The sequence below is a fragment of the Pilimelia anulata genome (assembly GCF_014647895.1).
GTDB lineage: Bacteria > Actinomycetota > Actinomycetes > Mycobacteriales > Micromonosporaceae > Pilimelia > Pilimelia anulata.
This window is the reverse complement of sequence record NZ_BMQB01000001.1, coordinates 993,175-1,010,307: the sequence shown is the minus strand read 5'-3', so window position 1 is coordinate 1,010,307 and position 17,133 is coordinate 993,175. Positions and strand designations below refer to the sequence as shown.

At 75.9% G+C, this 17,133-nt stretch carries 17 protein-coding genes; 5 read left to right on the top strand and 12 right to left on the bottom strand.

Annotated elements, in window-relative coordinates:
• Nucleotides 1-115: 115 nt before the first annotated feature.
• From IEY94_RS04500 to IEY94_RS04485, 4 genes are all read right to left on the bottom strand, one after another.
• Nucleotides 116-934: a TrmH family RNA methyltransferase gene (locus IEY94_RS04500; RefSeq protein ID WP_189168690.1), complete on the bottom strand. Its 819-nt coding sequence runs from the start codon at nucleotides 932-934 to the stop codon at nucleotides 116-118.
• Nucleotides 935-1,031: 97 nt separating this feature from the next.
• Nucleotides 1,032-2,105 carry an SPFH domain-containing protein gene (locus IEY94_RS04495; RefSeq protein WP_189168689.1) on the bottom strand — a complete coding sequence of 358 codons (1,074 nt, stop codon included), beginning with the start codon at nucleotides 2,103-2,105 and terminating at the stop codon, nucleotides 1,032-1,034.
• Nucleotides 2,066-2,512 carry an NfeD family protein gene (locus IEY94_RS04490; protein WP_189168688.1) on the bottom strand — a complete coding sequence of 149 codons (447 nt, stop codon included), beginning with the start codon at nucleotides 2,510-2,512 and terminating at the stop codon, nucleotides 2,066-2,068. The genes IEY94_RS04495 and IEY94_RS04490 overlap by 40 nt, the downstream gene beginning before the upstream one ends.
• 67 nt (nucleotides 2,513-2,579) lie before the next feature.
• Nucleotides 2,580-3,392, bottom strand: coding sequence for a DUF3097 domain-containing protein (locus IEY94_RS04485; RefSeq protein ID WP_189168687.1), 813 nt, complete (start codon nucleotides 3,390-3,392; stop codon nucleotides 2,580-2,582).
• Nucleotides 3,393-3,492: 100 nt separating this feature from the next.
• Between IEY94_RS04485 and IEY94_RS04480 the strand changes: the two genes are divergently transcribed.
• A complete protein-coding gene (locus IEY94_RS04480) occupies nucleotides 3,493-4,275 on the top strand; it encodes an Rv1486c family protein (RefSeq protein WP_189168686.1) in 783 nt (260 codons plus the stop codon).
• An 82-nt stretch (nucleotides 4,276-4,357) separates the two neighbouring features.
• Here IEY94_RS04480 and IEY94_RS04475 read toward each other — a convergent pair whose 3' ends face one another.
• The 6 genes from IEY94_RS04475 to IEY94_RS04450 form a co-directional block, all read right to left on the bottom strand.
• Nucleotides 4,358-5,395 carry a ferrochelatase gene (locus tag IEY94_RS04475; RefSeq protein ID WP_189168685.1) on the bottom strand — a complete coding sequence of 346 codons (1,038 nt, stop codon included), beginning with the start codon at nucleotides 5,393-5,395 and terminating at the stop codon, nucleotides 4,358-4,360.
• A 4-nt stretch (nucleotides 5,396-5,399) separates the two neighbouring features.
• Complete coding sequence (gene fabI, locus IEY94_RS04470; protein ID WP_189168684.1) at nucleotides 5,400-6,167, bottom strand: enoyl-ACP reductase FabI; 768 nt, start codon at nucleotides 6,165-6,167, stop codon at nucleotides 5,400-5,402.
• A gap of 23 nt (nucleotides 6,168-6,190) precedes the next feature.
• Nucleotides 6,191-6,895, bottom strand: a complete 705-nt coding sequence (gene fabG, locus IEY94_RS04465; RefSeq protein WP_189168683.1) for a 3-oxoacyl-ACP reductase FabG — start codon at nucleotides 6,893-6,895, stop codon at nucleotides 6,191-6,193.
• Between the two features lie 78 nt (nucleotides 6,896-6,973).
• Nucleotides 6,974-7,921, bottom strand: a complete 948-nt coding sequence (locus IEY94_RS04460; RefSeq protein ID WP_189168682.1) for a VWA domain-containing protein — start codon at nucleotides 7,919-7,921, stop codon at nucleotides 6,974-6,976.
• A complete protein-coding gene (locus IEY94_RS04455; RefSeq protein WP_229783291.1) occupies nucleotides 7,918-8,823 on the bottom strand; it encodes a DUF58 domain-containing protein in 906 nt (301 codons plus the stop codon). The genes IEY94_RS04460 and IEY94_RS04455 overlap by 4 nt, the downstream gene beginning before the upstream one ends.
• Nucleotides 8,820-10,049, bottom strand: coding sequence for an AAA family ATPase (locus tag IEY94_RS04450; protein ID WP_229783290.1), 1,230 nt, complete (start codon nucleotides 10,047-10,049; stop codon nucleotides 8,820-8,822). The genes IEY94_RS04455 and IEY94_RS04450 overlap by 4 nt, the downstream gene beginning before the upstream one ends.
• Before the next feature lie 401 nt (nucleotides 10,050-10,450).
• On the opposite strand from IEY94_RS04450, the gene IEY94_RS04445 reads away from it, so the two are divergent.
• From IEY94_RS04445 to IEY94_RS04430, 4 genes are all read left to right on the top strand, one after another.
• Entirely contained in the window at nucleotides 10,451-10,663 is a 213-nt protein-coding gene (locus IEY94_RS04445) for a hypothetical protein (RefSeq protein ID WP_373291197.1), read from the top strand.
• 135 nt (nucleotides 10,664-10,798) lie between these two features.
• The gene (locus tag IEY94_RS04440; RefSeq protein WP_189168829.1) at nucleotides 10,799-11,242 is read left to right on the top strand and encodes a PH domain-containing protein; all 444 of its coding nucleotides are present in this window, start codon (nucleotides 10,799-10,801) and stop codon (nucleotides 11,240-11,242) included.
• A complete protein-coding gene (locus tag IEY94_RS04435) occupies nucleotides 11,239-12,588 on the top strand; it encodes a PH domain-containing protein (protein ID WP_189168680.1) in 1,350 nt (449 codons plus the stop codon). The genes IEY94_RS04440 and IEY94_RS04435 overlap by 4 nt, the downstream gene beginning before the upstream one ends.
• A 177-nt stretch (nucleotides 12,589-12,765) precedes the next feature.
• Nucleotides 12,766-13,122, top strand: coding sequence for a thioesterase family protein (locus IEY94_RS04430; RefSeq protein ID WP_229783332.1), 357 nt, complete (start codon nucleotides 12,766-12,768; stop codon nucleotides 13,120-13,122).
• Between the two features lie 27 nt (nucleotides 13,123-13,149).
• Here IEY94_RS04430 and IEY94_RS04425 read toward each other — a convergent pair whose 3' ends face one another.
• Both IEY94_RS04425 and asnB read right to left on the bottom strand, forming a co-directional pair.
• Entirely contained in the window at nucleotides 13,150-14,994 is a 1,845-nt protein-coding gene (locus IEY94_RS04425) for a M4 family metallopeptidase (protein WP_229783289.1), read from the bottom strand.
• 181 nt (nucleotides 14,995-15,175) lie between these two features.
• The gene (gene asnB / locus IEY94_RS04420; protein WP_189168678.1) at nucleotides 15,176-17,131 is read right to left on the bottom strand and encodes an asparagine synthase (glutamine-hydrolyzing); all 1,956 of its coding nucleotides are present in this window, start codon (nucleotides 17,129-17,131) and stop codon (nucleotides 15,176-15,178) included.
• Nucleotides 17,132-17,133 lie beyond the last annotated feature (2 nt).

Sequence of the window (17,133 nt, the reverse complement as noted above, 5' to 3'; positions counted from 1 at the left end):
AATCGCGTGACACCACCCGTGATCACAGGGTGATGCACCTTTCGCATGCCGCATCAGGTGTCTGATCCCATGATCGCTGGGGCCGGGCGCGCGCCGGCGGCGGGAGGTGTGGGAGTTATTGCGGGTCGGTGCGGGAGAGTTCCCAGAACGCCACCGCCGCCGCGGCCGCCGCGTTGAGCGAGTCCACGCCCCGGCGCATCGGGATCACCACCCGCCGGTCGCTCCCCCGCAGCGCCGCCTCGCTCAGCCCCGGCCCCTCCGCGCCGATCAGCAGCGCGGTCCGCTCCCGGTCCGCCGCCGGCAGCTCCTGGATCGGTACCGCGTCCGGCGCCGGCGTCATCGCCAGCGCGGTGAACCCCGCGTCCCGAACGGTCGCCAGCCCGGCGGGCCAGGCGTCGAGGGTGGCGTACGGGACGGCGAACACCTCGCCCATGCTCACCCGGACCGAGCGCCGGTACAGCGGGTCGGCGCAGCGCGGGGTGAGCAGCACCCCATCCACGCCGAGGGCCGCCGCGGCGCGGAAGACCGCGCCGATGTTGGTGTGGTTGACCAGGTCCTCCAGGACCACCACGCGCCGGCAGTCGGCGAGCAGCCGCGCGGCGGCGGGCAGCGGGCGGCGGTGGAAGGAGGCGAGGACGCCGCGGTGGACGTGGAAGCCGGTGACCGCCTCGAGGACGTCCGGCGGCGCGGTGTAGACCGGGGCGCCGGCGGCGTACAGGTCGGGGAATTGGTCGGCCCGCTTGGCGTCGAGCAGGAAGGAACGGGGGCGGTACCCGGCGCGCAGCGCCCGGCGCAGGACCAGCTCGCCCTCGGCGATGAACAGGCCGTGCGGCTGCTCCCACCGGGTGCGCAGGGCGACGTCGGTCAGCTCGCGGTAGTCGGCGAGCCGCTCGTCGTCCGCCCCGACCGGTACCGGTCCCCCGTGCTCCGCCACCCCGCCAGTCTCCCCGGCCGCGCGCGGCGACCGGCGGCCGGGGTACGGCCGCCGGTCGTGTCCCGGCCGCGGCGGCGGGGCCGCCCGGCCGGGCCGGTCAGATCGCCGGCGGGGCCGCCGGGCGGTTCGACGAGACCTGCGCCTCGGCCGCGCGGACCTCGGCGTTGACCTGCTGCGCCGCCCGGGTCGCCTCCTCCGCGGCCCGGGCCGCCTCGGCGGCGACGTCGGCGTCGGTGAGCGGCTCGACCGGGGCGTCGCCGACCATGTTGGCCAGCCCGCCGAGCGCGCCACCGATGCCCTCCAGCGCCCTGGACAGCTCCGCCGGCACGATCCAGACCTTGTTGGCCTGGCCGTTGGCGATCTGCGGGAGGGCCTGCAGGTACTGGTACGCCAGCACCTTCTGGCTCGGGTTCGCGGTGTGGATGGCGTCGAACACCGTCCGGATCGCCTTGGCCTGGCCCTCGGCCTGCAGGATGCGGGCCTGCCGGTCGCCGTCGGCGCGCAGTACCGCGGCCTGCTTCTCGCCCTCGGCGGTGAGGATCTGCGACTGCTTGAGTCCCTCGGCGTTGAGGATCGCGGCGCGGCGGTCCCGCTCGGCGCGCATCTGCTTCTCCATCGAGTCGCGGATGCTCGGCGGCGGCTCGATCGCCTTGATCTCCACCCGGGTGACCTTGATGCCCCACCGGCCGGTGGTCTCGTCGAGCACGCCGGACAGGTGCTGGTTGATCTGGTCCCGGCTGGTCAGCGCCCGCTCCAGGTCCAGCGAGCCGATGACGTTGCGCAGCGTGGTGACCGTGAGCTGCTCGATGGCCTGGAGGAAGTGGGCGATCTCGTACGTCGCCCGGACCGGGTCCACCACCTTGAAGTACAGGACCGTGTCGATGGAGACCACCAGGTTGTCCGAGGTGATCACGGGCTGCGGTTCGAAGCTGACGACCTGCTCGCGCATGTCCACCTTGGTGCGGACGGCCTCGATGAACGGGACCAGCAGGTTGAGCCCCGGCCCCAGCGTGCGCTGGTAGCGGCCGAGCCGCTCCACGACGTCCATCCGCTGCTGCGGCACGATCCGTACGGACCGGGCCAGGACGACGATCACGATCAGCGCGATGGCGCCGACGACGATGGCAGTAGTCACCGCTCCCCCTCTTCCCCCTCGGCCGCGTCCACCCATACGGTGGCTCCGTCGACCCCGACGACCCGGACCCGGGTTCCCGGCTCGTACCGGGCGGCCGCGGCCCTGGCGGACCACAGCTCGCCGTCGATCCGCACCTGGCCGGCCGCCTCGTTCACCACGGCGACGACGGCCGCCGTGGAGCCGACCAGGCTGTCCATGCCGATCCCCCGGTTGGGCTGCGGCGCGGGCCGCAGCCGCCGCCGCAGCAGCGGCCGGATGGCCACCAGGCTCAGCAGCGACACCAGGATGAACACCGCAATTTGGACGGGTACCGAGGCGCCGAGCCCCGCCGCCAGCGCCCCCGAGAACGCGCCCACCGAGAACATGGCGAGCACCAGTGTCACCGTCAGTACCTCGGCCACCGCCAGCACCACGCCCGCGGCCACCCAGATCAGCACGCTCATGCCACTGATCGTGACACGGCGGTTCCACCCCGGGGAAGCTACGGAACTGTCGGGTACGTGTCCGAGATCACGGTACGGTGACGAAATCGATCAACCGCTCCACGGCGCCGAGGAGCGGGGTCTCGACGTCCCGGTACGAATCCACACGGGACAGGATGTGCCGCCACATCGCCGCCGGCTCGGCGACGCCGAGCGCGGCGCACACCCCCTCCTTCCAGGGCTGCCCGCGCGGCACCACCGGCCAGGCGGCGATGCCCAGCCGCTCGGGCCTGACCGCCTGCCAGATGTCCACGTACGGGTGGCCGGTCACCAGGACGTGCGGCGAGGTCACCGCCGCGACCAGCCGGCTCTCCTTGCTGCCCGGCACGAGGTGGTCGACCAGCACGCCCAGCCGGGCGTCCGGGCCGGGCCCGAACGCGGCGACCTCGCCGGCCAGCGCGTCGACGCCGTCCAGCGGCTCCACCACCACGCCCTCGACCCGCAGGTCGTCGCCCCAGATCCGCTCGACCAGCGCCGCGTCGTGCAGCCCCTCGACCCAGATCCGGCTGGTCCGGGCCACCCGGGCGCGCTGCCCGGCGACCGCCACCGAGCCGGACGCGGTGCGCCGCCGGGCGGCGGGCGCGGCCGGCGCCGCGGGGCGGCGGAGGGTGACCGGGGCGCCGTCGAGCAGGAACGCCGCCGGCAGCAGCGGGAAGTGCCGCCGGCCGCCGTGCCGGTCCTCCAGCACGACCGCGCCGCCGGCCACGCCGACCACCGCGCCGCAGTAGCCGGAGTCGGCGTCCTCGACCACGAGGCCCGGCTCGGCGTCCACCTCCGGGACGCTGCGCCGCCGCCGGGCGCCGCCGGCCAGCACGTCGTCCGGGTACCGCTGGCTGCTCATCCCCGCACCCTACCGCCGGCGGGTGCACCCGCCGGCCACCCCGGTGTGGCGCGCGGGCCGTGGGCAGACAAGGGCGGTGCCGGGACGTACCCTAGCGGGCATGCCGGAACCCGCGGATCCCCCGGAGGTCGTCGGCGAGCGCTCGATCCGCTTCGTCGGCTGGGCCCGCGCGTGGCGGGCCGGGCTGGCGGCGTACGACGACATCGCCGACGCGATCGCCGACGGCGAGGAGCACCTCGTCGCCGACGCGCCGGGCACCTGGCGGGACGTCCCGCTGCGGCAGGGGCTGGCGATGCTCTCCAAAGTGGCCTGCGACGAGATCCGGCTGGTGCTGCCGGTGCCCGGCGACCCGATCGGGCTGCCCGGCCCCGGCGCCTTCACCACGGCCGCGGTGGCCGCCCGGGAGGCGGTGGTGGCCGGCGACTACGGGCTGGTGCCGGACGTCCGGGCGCACACCTCCGGCTCCGGCGACGAGTTCCACACGGTCGTCTGGCGGGCGCACCAGCTCCCCGGCGCGCGGCCGCCGGCGCCGCTGACCGCCGCGGACGCCGAGGCCGAACTGTCGACCGTGCTGGCCGACACGACCGTCCAGCTCACCCGGCTGGACATCGCCCGCTGGCGGCCGGGCCTGGCCAGCGCGCTGGAGCAGCTCCGCCGGCCGGGCAACGGGCACGACCTGCCGCCGGGATTCACCCCGCGCTCGCGCCGGCTGTACGCCAGGGCCAGGGTGCTGCACTCGGTGCTGGCGCTGGCCGCGGAGGACGCGCCGGGCGGGGCGGTGAACGCGTACGAGGCACAGCAGCGGGACGCGGCGCTGCGCCCGCTGACGACGGCCTGCCGGCGCGCCCTGGTCGCCGCCTGCAACGCCCCCCTCGCCACCTGAGGCCCCGGCCGGGCCCCGCCGGCCAGCGGTGGGTGGCGCCGCGCCGCCGCTGACAGGGCGGCCGGCGCCGCAGCGGCGCCGGTCAGCCCGCGCCCGCGGGGGCCGGGCGGCGTGGGGGTGGGCAGCAGCCGGCCGGGCAGTCCTGCCAGCCGGCCAGCGACCCCAGCCGGCACATCGGCGCCCCGCTCAGCCGCTCCACCACCAGCTCCCGGACCAGCGCGACAAACCGCGGGTCCGTCCCCGGGGTCGCCGCCCTGGCCCAGCCGAGGCCCAGGTCGCGGGCGGTGTCGGCGGCCTCGGTGTCCAGGTCCCAGACCACCTCCAGGTGGTCGGAGACGAAGCCGATCGGGCTCGCCACGACCGCCGGCACGCCCTCCTTGGCCAGGACCCGCAGGTGGTCGTTGACGTCCGGTTCCAGCCACGGCACGTGCGCCGGGCCGGACCGGGACTGCCACACCAGGTCGTACGCCAGCCCCGGCGCCGCCGCGGCGGCCACCAGCGCGGCGGTCTGCCGGAGCTGCGCCTCGTACAGCCCGCCGTCGGGGCCGGCGGTCGCCGCCATCGACACCGGGATGGAGTGCGCGGTGAACACCAGCCGCGCGGCCGCCCGGTCGGCCGGGTCCAGCGTCGCCAGCGCCGCCCGGACGGCGTCGGCGTGCGGCGCGACGAAGCCCGGGTGGTCGCCGAAGTGGCGCAGCTTCTCCACCACCGGGGCGTCGGCGCCGACCGCGGCGCGGGCGGCGTCGATGTCCTCGCGGTACTGCCGGCAGGAGGAGTAGCCGCCGTACGCGCTGGTGGCGAACGCCACCGCCCGGCGCACCCCGTCGTCGCGCATCCGGGCCAGCGTGTCGGTGAGCATCGGGTGCCAGTTGCGGTTGCCCCAGTACAGCGGCAGGTCCACCCCGTGCGCGGCGAAGTCGGCGCCGATCGCGGCGAGCAGCGCCCGGCACTGGTCGTTGATCGGCGAGACGCCGCCGAAGTGGTGGTAGTGCTCGGCGACGGCGGCGAGCCGCGGTTCGGGCACCCCCCGGCCCCGGACGACGTTGCGCAGGAACGGCAGCACGTCGTCGGGGCCCTCGGGGCCGCCGAAGGAGAGCAGCAGGAACGCGTCGTACGCCAACCGGCTACGCCCCCACCGCGTGGTATCCGCCGTCCACGTGCACGATCTCGCCCGTGGTGGCGGGGAACCAGTCCGAGAGCAGCGCCACGCAGGCTCGGGCCGCCGGCTCCGTGTCGGTCAGCTTCCAGCCCAGCGGCGCCCGCTGCACCCACGAGTCCTCGAACTGCTCGAAGCCCGGGATCGACTTGGCGGCCATCGTGCGCAGCGGCCCGGCCGAGACCAGGTTGCTGCGGATGCCGCGGCCGCCCAGGTGCAGGGCGAGGTACCGGGACGTCGACTCGAGCCCGGCCTTGGCCACGCCCATCCAGTCGTACACCGGCCAGGCCACGGTCGCGTCGAACGTCAGCCCGACCACCGCGCCGCCGGAGCGCAGCAGCGGCAGCGCGGCCATGGCCAGCGACTTGTACGAGTACGTGGAGACGTGCAGCGCGGTGGCCACGTCCTCCCACGGCGCGTCGAGGAACCCGCCGCCCAGGCAGCTCTGCGGGGCGAAGCCGACGGAGTGGACCACGCCGTCGAGGCCGTCCACGTGCTCGCGGACCCGGTCGGCCAGGCCGTCGAGCTGCGCGGCGTCGGTGACGTCCAGCTCGATCACCGGGGCGCCGGCGGGCAGCCGCTTGGCGATCCGCTCGACCAGGGACAGCCGCCCGTACCCGGTGAGGACGACCGTCGCGCCCTCCTCCTGGGCCAGCCTCGCGACCGCGAACGCGATCGACTGGTCGGTGATCACGCCCGTGATCAGCAGCCGCTTGCCGGCCAGCAGTCCAGACACAAGATTCTCCTTGTCGTGAGCCGTCAGTGTCCCATGCCCAGGCCGCCGTCCACCGGGATCACGGCGCCGGTGACGTACGCCGCGGCGTCGCCGGCCAGCCAGGTCACCACGCCGGCGACCTCGTCCGGCTCGGCGAACCGGCCGGCGGGGACGGACTTGCGGTACTGCGCGCGCAGCTCGTCGGTGAGCCCGGCGGTCATGTCGGTCTCGATGAAGCCCGGCGCGACCACGTTCGCGGTGATGTTGCGGCTGCCCAGCTCGCGGCTCATCGACCGGGCCAGGCCGATCAGCCCGGCCTTGCTGGCGGCGTAGTTGACCTGGCCGGTCTGGCCGGTCATCGCGACCACGGACGAGATGAGGATCACCCGCCCCCACCGGCCGCGGACCATCTTCGCGGTGGCCCGGCGGGCGCACCGCCAGGCGCCGGTGAGGTTGGTGTCCAGGACGCTGGTGAACTGCTCCTCGGACATCCGCATGAGCAGCGTGTCCGCGGTGATCCCGGCGTTGGCCACGAGCACCTCGACCGGGCCCAGCTCGGCCTCCACCGCGGTGAAGGCGGCGTCGACGGAGTCGGCGTCGGTGACGTCGCAGCGGACGCCGTACAGGCCCTCGGGGGCGTCGCCGGACCGGTGCGTCACGGCCACCCGGTCGCCCTGCTTCGCGAACGCGCGGGCTACCGCCAGCCCGATCCCCCGGTTACCGCCGGTAACCAGCACCGTGCGCGACATGGCGACCCCTCTCGTCCGCGATCCGCCGCAAAGCGTATGCGGCGCTCGCGGGCGAACCCGGCGCGGGGTCCGGCCCGGTCAGGGCAGCCGGGAGCCCGCGACCAGCGCCAGCGCGGCGGCGAGCAGGCCGAGCAGCAGGCCGGCGCCGGCGTACCAGCGGGTCAGGTCGCGGACCGCGGGCACGCTGCCCAGCGAGCTGCCCAGGTCCGCGTACACCCGGCCGAGGTCGGCTCCGGTGGCCGCCTCGTAGAAGTGGCCGCCGGTGGTGGCGGCCACCTCGGCCAGCGACCGGCGGTCCACCGAGACCGGCTGCGGGCGGCCCTCGATCTCGACCACTCCGGCGTCGGTGCCGAACGCGATCGTCGACACCGGCACGTTCGCCGCCGCGGCGGCGCTGGCGGCGCCGTCGACCGGTCGGCCGACGGTCCGGAAGCCGTCCGAGAGCAGCACGATCCGGGCCGGCGGGGCGCCCCCGGCGACGGCCGGGATGGCGGCGATGGCGTCCAGGCAGGTGTACACGGCCTCGCCGGTCGCGGTGGCCTCGGCCAGCCGCAGGCCGGCGACCGCGCGGGCGACGGCGTCCCGGTCCCGGCCGGGCGGGACGAGCACGTTCGCGGTCCCGGCGAACGACACCAGCCCCAGGTTGTACCGGGCCGGCAGCTCGGCGATGAACTGCGCCGCCGCGTCCTGCGCCGCGCGCAGCCGGGTCGGGCGGACGTCGTCGGCGGCCATCGACAGCGACGTGTCGACGGCCAGCATGACGGTGGCCCGCTCGAGCTTCGCGGTGCTGTCCAGCGCCGGCTTCGCCAGCGCCAGCGCCAGCACGGCCAGGCAGCCGAGCAGCGCGGCCGGGGCGAGGTGGCGGCGGGCGCCCAGGCCGCCGGGGATGAGGGTGCGCAGCAGGGCCACGTTGGTGAACCGGACCGCGGTGTCCGTGCGCCGGCGCTGCCGCCAGACGTACCCGGCGGCGACGGCCGCGACCGGCAGCAGCGCGAGCAGCCACCACGGCTCGAGGAAGCGGATCACCGGGCCACCCCGCGGGCCAGCGCGTGCCGCCGGCCGGCGACGTACCCGACCAGGTCGCGCAGCCAGTCGGAGTCGGTGCGCAGCCGCAGGTGCCCGCCGCCGGCCGCGCGGATCGCCGCGGCCACGGCCGTGCGGTGCGCGGCGGCCGCCTCGGCGTACCGGCGGCGCAGCCGGGCGCTGCCGGTCGGCACCTCGTGCCGGCGGCCGGTCTCCGGGTCGACCACGGTGAGGTCGCCGACGTCCGGCAGCTCCAGCTCCCGCGGGTCGAGGATCTCGACGACCAGCAGGTCGTGCCGGGTGCCGACGAGCCGCAGCGGCCGGGCCCACTCCGCCGGCGGGGCGAGCAGGTCGGCGACGAGCACGGCCAGCCCGCGCCGCCGGGCGGGCCGGTGCAGCGCGTCGACCAGCGCCGCGAGGTCGCCCGGCCCGGCGGGCACCGCGGCCGCGACGCGGCGCAGCAGCGCCTCCGCGCCCGGCCGGCCGGCCCGGGCCGGCAGCCGGACCAGCGGTCCGCCGACGTCCAGCACGGCGCCGACCCGGTTGCCGCCGCGCCCGGCCAGGTGGGCGACCGCGGCGGTCGCGGCGACGGCCAGCTCCCGCTTGGTCCGCAGCGCGGTGCCGAAGTCCAGGCTGGCGGTCAGGTCGACGGCGATCCGGGTCTCCAGCTCCCGGTCGGCGATGGTCTCCCGGACGTGCGGGACGGTGGTCCGGGCGGTCACCGGCCAGTCCATCCGGCGCACGTCGTCGCCGGGGGCGTACGGGCGGGCCTCGCCGGCCTCGCTGCCGGGGCCGGGCAGCAGGCCGGCGTGGTCGCCGTGCAGCAGCCCGTCCAGCCGCCGGGTGACCTGGAGGCGCAGCCGGGCCAGGACGGCCTCGATGCCGGGGTCGCCGGCCGCGCTCACCGCCCCGGCTCCCCGCCGCCCCACGCGCCGCCGCCGGCCGCGGCGCCGGGCTGGGCGCCGCCGTGGGGCGGGGCGGGCGGTGGCCCGCCGGCCGTCGGCGCCGGCCCGGCGGGGTACGGCGGGGCGTGGTGCAGCGGAGGGTGGTGCGGCGCGGTGGCGTGCGGCGCGGTGGCGTGCGGCGTCGTCGCGGTCGGCGGGGCGGTCGGGAGCGGTCCGGCGGCCTCCTGGCGCGGGGTCACGGTCGGCGGCGGTACCGCGGCCAGCAGCCGGGACACCAGGTACTCCGGCGGCACGTCGTCGGCCAGCGCCCCGTAGCTGAGCACCAGCCGGTGCCGCAGCACGTCCGGCGCGATGTCCTGCAGGTCGCCCGGCAGGACGTAGTCCCGGCCGCGCAGCAGCGCCAGCGCCCGGGCCGCCCGGACCAGGCCGAGCGAGGCGCGCGGCCCGGCGCCGTACTGGAGCAGCCCGGCGATGTCGGGCAGCCCGTGCGCCGCCGGCTCGCGGGTGGCGACCACCAGCCGGACGGCGAAGTCGACGAGTGCGTTGTGGACGAACACCCCGTCCGCCCGGGCCCGCAGCCCCACCACGTCGTCCGGGGTGAGCACCGGCTGCGGCCGGGGCGCGGCGGCGCCCATCCGGTAGACGATGTCGCGCTCCTCGGCGGCGCTCGGGTACCCGACGACCACCTTCAGCAGGAACCGGTCCCGCTGCGCCTCCGGCAGCGGGTACACGCCCTCCTGCTCGATCGGGTTCTGGGTGGCGAGCACGAGGTACGGGTCCGGCACCGGGTACGTGTGCCCGCCGATCGACACGTGCCCCTCCCCCATGACCTCCAGCAGCGCCGACTGCACCTTGGCCGGCGCCCGGTTGATCTCGTCGGCGAGCAGCACATTGACGAAGACCGGCCCCAGCTCCACGTCGAACCGCTCGGCGCCGGTCCGGTACACCCGGGTACCGACCAGGTCGGACGGCACCAGGTCCGGGGTGAACTGGATCCGGGCGAAGCTGCCGCCGACCACCGTGGCCAGCGTCTGTGCGGCCAGCGTCTTGGCCACGCCGGGCACGCCCTCGAGCAGGCAGTGGCCGCGGGCCAGGACGGCGACGAGCATCCGCTCGATCAGCTTGTCCTGCCCGACGATGACCCGCTTGACCTCGAACAACGCCCGTTCCAGGCCGGCGGCGTCGACGGCCGGCGGGACGGCGGCGGGGGCGGCGGGCGTGCTCAACGGGCTCCTCCTCGGCGCGGCGGCGGACCCGCCCAGCCTGTCACGCCGCGGGCGCCCGCGGAGCCGTCCCGGCCGAACGCCGGGCGGCCGGGGAACGGCCGCGGGGACCCGCACGGGGGGTGCGAAACCGCCGCACGGGGCCGTACCCGGCGATTCGGACTCCGTGATCCGTACAAACGGGCTACCCCGGGCGGCTGGACATTACCGCCCCGATGATGGGTACGATTTGGTCGTCGCCGGGCGGCTTCCCCCGTGGTCGCCCGGCGACCCATCGCCCGCATCCCCTTGCGGCACAGGCGAATCCGCGCCGGCCGATGCGCCCGCCCCGCCGCCGGCGCGGAGGCCGGGCCGGCGCGGTCGGGCGGTTCGAGCCCTCGCGATGATCTTCTAGACTCGTCGTCGTGCATGTGGAACCAGCAATCTGTTCAGCGAAGGGCTGCCGCGCCCTCGCCTGCTGGGAGTTGCGCTGGAACAACCCGAGGCTGCACGATCCGGGCCGGCGCAAGTCCTGGCTGGCGTGCGACGACCACCGGGTGTCCCTCGGCGACTTCCTGACCGCGCGCGGCTTCCTGCGCGAGGTCGCGCCGTACACCGAGAGCGTCCGGCACCGGTAGCGTCCGGCGCCGGGCGGCGGGTCGGCCGGGCAGCGGGTGGGGTGGGCGGCGGCGGACTAGGCTCGATGCGTGACCGTCGACGCACAGGACCCGTTCGCGCCCGGTGCGCTGACCTGGCGGCCCGTCTCCCCGCGCATGGTCTGGGTCTGCCTGACCCACCTCTGGCTCGGCGCGCTGCCGGTGCTGGCCGTCGCGATCGGGCTGCTGCTGATCCTCCCGGCCGGGCCGCTGGCCACCGTCCTGCTCGTCGCGGGCTGGGCGGTCCTCGGCGGGACGCTGGTGCGGACCTGGTCCACCTTCCGGGCCGTCCGCGCCTGGGGGTACGCCGAGCGCGAGCACGACCTGCTCGTCCGGCACGGCCTGCTGGTCCGCCGACTGTCCATCGTGCCCTACTCGCGGATGCAGTTCGTGGACGTCGCCGCCGGCCCGGTCGAGCGGGCGTTCGACCTCGCCACCGTCACCCTGCACACCGCCTCGGCGGCCAGCGACGCCCGGATCCCCGGCCTGCCGCCGGCCGAGGCGCGCCGGCTGCGCGACCGGCTGGCCGCGCTCGGCGCCGACCCGTCGGCGGGCCTGTGACCGCGCCCTGGCCACCACCACCGCCGCCGCCAGCGGCGCCCGCGGGGCCGCCCGGCGGCGGCGACCGGCGGCACCGGCTGCACCCGCTGAGCCCGCTGCTGCACAGCGCCAAGGCCCTCGCGGTGATCGTCGCCGCGCTCTCCTGGCAGGGGTACGCCCAGCTCGGCACCCTGCGCTGGCTGGTCGTCGTCGCGGCGCTGGTGGCGCTGGCCGGCGTCTGGTCGGTGATCAGTTGGTTCAGCACCGGGTACCGGCTCGCCGGCCGCGAGCTGCGCATCGACGAGGGCGTGCTGTGGCGGCGCAGCCGGGCGATCCCGCTGGAGCGGCTGCAGAGCGTCGAGGTCCGCCGCCCGCTGCTGGCCCAGCTCGCCGGCCTGGCCGAGCTGCGGCTGGAGGTCGCGGGCGGGGCGAAGACGGAGGCGCCGCTGGCGTACCTCGGGGTGGCCGAGGCGCACACACTGCGCGACCGGCTGCTCGCGATCAGCCACGCCGGCACGCCGGCCGCCGCGGCGGCCCCGCCGCCGGCGGCCGTCCTGCACACCGTGCGCAACGAGGACCTCGTGGTCGCCCAGCTCCTCAGCCCCGAGGTGTGGGCGGTGCCGCTGGGCGTGGCGGTGGTGCTGTACCAGGCGGTCGCCGGCCACGACTGGGGGTTCCTGGCGCTGGCCAGTACCGGGACCGCGATGCTCGCCGTATTCGCCCAGCCGATCCGGCGGGCGCTGCGGCACTGGCGGTTCACGGTCGCGTGGGCGCCGGTCGGGCTCGCGGTCACCCACGGGCTGCTGGACCACCGGCAGCAGGTCGTCCCGCTGGACCGGGTGCAGTCCGTCCGGGTGGTCTGGCCGCTGCTGTGGCGGCGCCGCCGCTGGCTGCGGCTGCACCTGGACGTCGCCGGGTACAGCCCCGGCGAGAACGGCGAGCAGACCGCCGACACGCTGCTGCCCGTCGGCACGGCGGACGTCGCCCGGCGGCTGCTGCCGGTGGTCCTGCCGGGTACCGACTGGGCCGCGCTGCCGAGCACGCCGCCGCCGGCCCGGGCCCGCTGGCTGGCCCCGCTGGCCGCGCCGTACCTCGGGGTGGGGGTCACGCCGTACGTCGTGGCGGTCCGCAGCGGGGTCCTCACCCGGCGGCTGACGCTGGTCGGCCGGGCCCGGATCCAGAGCGTGCGGGTCACCGCCGGACCGGTGCAGCGGCTGCTCGACCTGGCCACCGTGCACGTCGACACGGCCGCCGGCAGCGTCGCGATCGCGCACCGGTGCAGCGCCGACGCGCGGGCGCTGGTCACCGCCCTGGCCATGGTCCTGCCGTCCGGCCGGGTGGTGGCCCGCGGGGGTGCCGCCGAGTAATCTTCGGAGATGGACGAGCAGCCAGTTTCCGGACACTCCGCTCCGCCGTCCGGGCCGCCGCCCGCGGCCCCCGCCGACCGGCCCCCCGCCCCGCCCCGCGGCAACCGCGCCGCCCGCGGCCGGGTCTACCGGGCCGGCGGCTCCGTCGCCCCGTTCGAGGTCGGCCTCCAGGCCCGGGTGGGGCTCACGGTGAGCGACCGGGACACCGCGCAGGCGATCGGCTCCGGCGACGTGCCGGTGCTCGGTACCCCGCAGTTGCTGGCGCTCGCCGAGACCGCGACGGTGGCCGCCACCGCCCGGCAGCTCCCGTCGGGGATGACCACGGTCGGCGCCCGGGTGAGCATCGAGCACCTCGCGCCCGTGCCCGTCGGCCGGACGATCTCCGCGCACGCCAGCCTCACCGCCGTCCGGGGGCGGCGGCTGGACTTCGACGTGTCGGTGACGGCGGAGGCCACGGTGGTGGCCCGCGGCCGGATCGAGCGGGTCCTGCTGGACCGGCAGAGCTTCGTGGCCAGCGCCTTCGACCCCGACTGAGCACGCGGTCGCCCGGCGGCCTCGGGCTCAGCCCCCGGCGGCCGCGGCCGCCGCGTCGGCGCCGGCCGTGGCTGTCGCCGTGCCGTCCGCGGTGCCGTCGCCGTCCGGGGCGGTCCCGCCGCCGTCGGAGGGCGGGTCGGTCGGCTCGTCACCGGGCGGGGTCGACCCGGTCGGGGTGGCGTCCGGCGGCGGGGTGGAGTCGGTCGGGCTCGGGTCGTCCGTCGGGGCGGGCGCGGTCGGCGGCGCGCTGCCGGTCGGCGACGGGTCGCCGGTGGGCGTCGGCCCGGCGGTCGGGGTCGGGCCGCCACCGCCGCCGCAGGCCGGCTCGCCGCCGGCCGCCGGCACGCTGACCGCCGTCCACGCCTTCTTCACGGTGTCGCACTCCGGCCCGCCGGGGAACAGCTCCGCGGCCGCCGCGACCGACGCGGCGCGGGCCTTGGCGTGGTTCCAGCCGGACGTCTTGCGGTTCAGCGCGCCCATGAAGATCTTGCCGGCCTTCTGGATCCCGATCCCGGTGACCGTGCTGTTGTCGCAGGTCGGGGACTTCGGCTGGCCGCTGGTCGGGTTCGAGCCCTCGGCCAGCAGGTAGAACCAGTGGTTCTGCGGACCGGCCGCGGCGTGCACCTCGGTGTTCGGGATCTTGCTGGAGAAGCAGTTCGGGTCGCCGACCCTCGACGGGTCGCTCATCACCCGGATCGGGCCGCGCCCGGACAGGTTGCCCAGCTCGCCGACGTCGTAGTCCGGCTTGTCCCGGCTGTCGTTGGCGAAGAACTCGGTCAGCGCGCCGAAGATGTCGCCGGTGGACTCGTTCAGGCCGCCGGCCTCGTTGCCGCCGCCGGAGCCGCCCGGCGTGTTCTGGAAGATGCCGTGGCCGAACTCGTGCCCGACGATGTCGATGACGGTGAGCTGGCGCTTGTTGTCCGAGGAGTGGCCGAAGTTGGTGAACTGGCCGTTCCAGAACGCGTTCACCTGGTTCAGCCCGACCCGGATCGGGAAGCCGCGGCCCTTGCCGTCGATGCCGTCGCGGCCGAGCCACGCCTTGAGCATGTCCCACTCCTTGCCGGCGGCGTACATCGCGTCGACGCAGGCGGTCGGCAGGTCGGTGCCCGAGCCGGTGCCGATCGAGCCGCCGGAGACCCGCATCGGGCTGCCGTCCTGCCCGCCGCACTGGATGCCCTGCCGGGTGGTGTCGACCAGCGTCTCCTTGACCGGCAGGTCGACGTCGCCGTAGTAGAAGCCCTTGCCGGTGGCCTCGCGCACGTCGTCGTACGACATGCCCCTGACCGGCCGGCCGGAGGTCGCGTCGACGAACACGTGCTGCCGGCTCGGCCGCGGCCCGCCCTCGCCGTCGGCGACGCCGCTGAGCACCACCTCGTACGCGAGCCGCCCGCGCCCGGCGGCCACCACCAGCAGATTGGCGGACTCGACCGCGTCCACCCGGCTGAACCGCCGCCGGGCGACGGCGGTGGCGTCGACCGCGCTGATCCGCGGCGCGGTCGGCGCGTCGAGGCTGAGCCGCTGGGCGACGCTGGTGCTGCGCACGGCGCCGGAGCTGTCGGTGACGACGACGAAGTCGCCGCCCCACACCGGCATCCCCTTGTGCGTGCGGGTGTACGCGACGTACTGCAGGTCGTCCTGGAGAACGACGCTCGGCTCGCCGACGGCGTCGGCCGGGCCGAGGTGGAACCGGGTGGGCTCCGCCGCGACCAGCGAGTCGGCGGCGAACCGGGCGGTCGCGACCCGGGCGTTGGCCCGGTTGGCGGCCCGCTCGGCGACCGAGTCGCTGGCGGCGATGCTCACCGGCACGACGACGGCGGTCGCCAGTACGACGATGACCGCCGCGCCGAGCGCGACGCTGATGTTCTTCTGCAAACTGTGCTCCCTGGCTGTCCGCGACGACCACGACACCGTCGCCGGCACCCGGAGGCACGCGGGGTGGGCCGGGAGCAGTTCACCAAGGGATGTGGGCTGATCGTGCAGTTCCCGCCGCCGTTCGGCCGGCCGGGCGGGTCCGCGGCGCCGACACCGGGCGCCGCGGATCGCCCGGGCGGGCTCAAGCGACCATCGAGCCGACCACCGGCTTGGTGAGCAGGGCGCTGGCGTTGCGGCCGATGCCGGGGTCCAGCGTCCGGGCCACGAAGATGGCGTGCCAGACGCAGAACACCAGCACGGTCCAGACCTTGCGCGAGTGGTCGGCCTCGCCGCGCTGGTGGGCGTCCAGCAGCCGCAGCGCGTAGTCCAGGTCGAGCAGGTCGCCGGCGCCGGAGTCGCCGATGATCGACCGCGCCCACTGGTGCATCGGCCCGGCCAGCCATACCCGGGTCGGGGTGGGGAAGCCAAGCTTGGGCCGGTTCACGATGGGCGGCGGGACGACCTCGCGCAGCGCCTGGCGCAGCGCGTACTTGGTGGCGTCGGAGCGCGGCGGCAGGCGCAGCTCGACCGGGATCCGGGAGGCGACCGCGAACACCTCCCGGTCCAGGAACGGCACCCGCAGCTCCAGCGAGTGCGCCATCGACATCCGGTCGGCCTTGACCAGGATGTCGCCGCGCAGCCAGGTGAACAGGTCGATGTACTGCATCCGGGTCACCGGGTCGAGGTCGTCGCACTCGGCGAAGATCGAGGCGGTGACGTCGGTGTACCGGACGGACTCGTCGTACCGGCGCAGCAGCGCCCGCTTGTCCGCCTCGGTGAAGATCCGCGCATTGCCGAAGTACCGCTCCTCCAGCGGCGTGGTACCCCGCTCCAGGAAGCTCTTGCCCTTGACCCCCTCGGGGATGACCCTGGAGACCGCGCGCAGGCCGCGCTGGAGCGAGCCGGGCAGCCCGTTGACGGCGGCCAGCGACAGCGGCTCGCGGTAGATCGTGTACCCGCCGAAGAACTCGTCCGCGCCCTCGCCGGAGAGCACCACGGTGACGTGCTCGGCGGCCTTCTTCGCGACGAAGTACAGCGGCACCAGCGACGGGTCGGCCACCGGGTCGTCCAGGTGCCAGACGATCCGGGGCAGCGCCGCCATCATGTCCGCCGGCCCGATCTTGGTCGGGATCGTGGTGACGCCGAGGTGCCGGGCGGAGTCGCGGGCCACGTCGATCTCGGAGTAACCGGGCACGTCGAAGCCGACGGTGAAGGTCAGGATGTCCGGGTTGAACCTACGGGCCAGCGCCACCACCGCGGTGGAGTCGATGCCGGAGGACAGGAAGCAGCCCACCGGCACGTCGGCGCGCATGTGCATCCGGACGCTCTCCCGCAGCGTCTCCCGGATCTCCACGAACAGCTTCTCCGGGTCGGCCACCGGCGCCGGCCGGAACTCCGGCCGGAACCAGCGGCGGATCGCCATCCCGCCGGCCGGCGTCCAGGTGAAGCACTCGCCCGAGCCGATCCGGGAGATGCCCCGGTGCAGGGTGGTCGGCTCGGGCACGTACTGCATGGTCAGGTAGTGCGAGAGGTTGTCGGTGGCCACGCCCGCGTCGCCCGCGGTGGCCGACTCGGCGAACGGCAGCAGCGCCTTCTTCTCCGACGCCAGGTACACCCCGTCGGCGGTGGCCAGCCAGTGCAGCGGCTTGATCCCGAAGTGGTCCCGGGCGCCGAACGCCGTCCGGGTCTCGCGATCCCAGATGACGAACGCGAACATGCCGCGCAGCCGGTCCAGGACCGCCTCGCCCCAGTGGTGGTACCCGGCGACGATCGCCTCGCCGTCGCCGTCGGTGGCGAAGGCGGCGCCGAGCGCGGCCAGCTCCTCGCGCAGCTCCTTGTAGTTGTAGATCTCGCCGTTGAAGGTCAGCAGGTACCGGCCGTCGGCGTACGGCAGCGGCTCGTGGCTGCTCGGCACGTCGATGATCGCCAGCCGCTTGTGCGCGAACACCCCGTCGGCGGTGCCGCCCTCGCCGTGCACCAGCTCGGCGCCGGTGTCGTCCGGGCCGCGGTGGTGCAGGCATTCGAGGGCGTCGGTGATGGCGCCGAGCTGCTCGTCGGCCGCGCCCCGGCTGCTGAAGTACGCAAGGAGTCCGCACATGG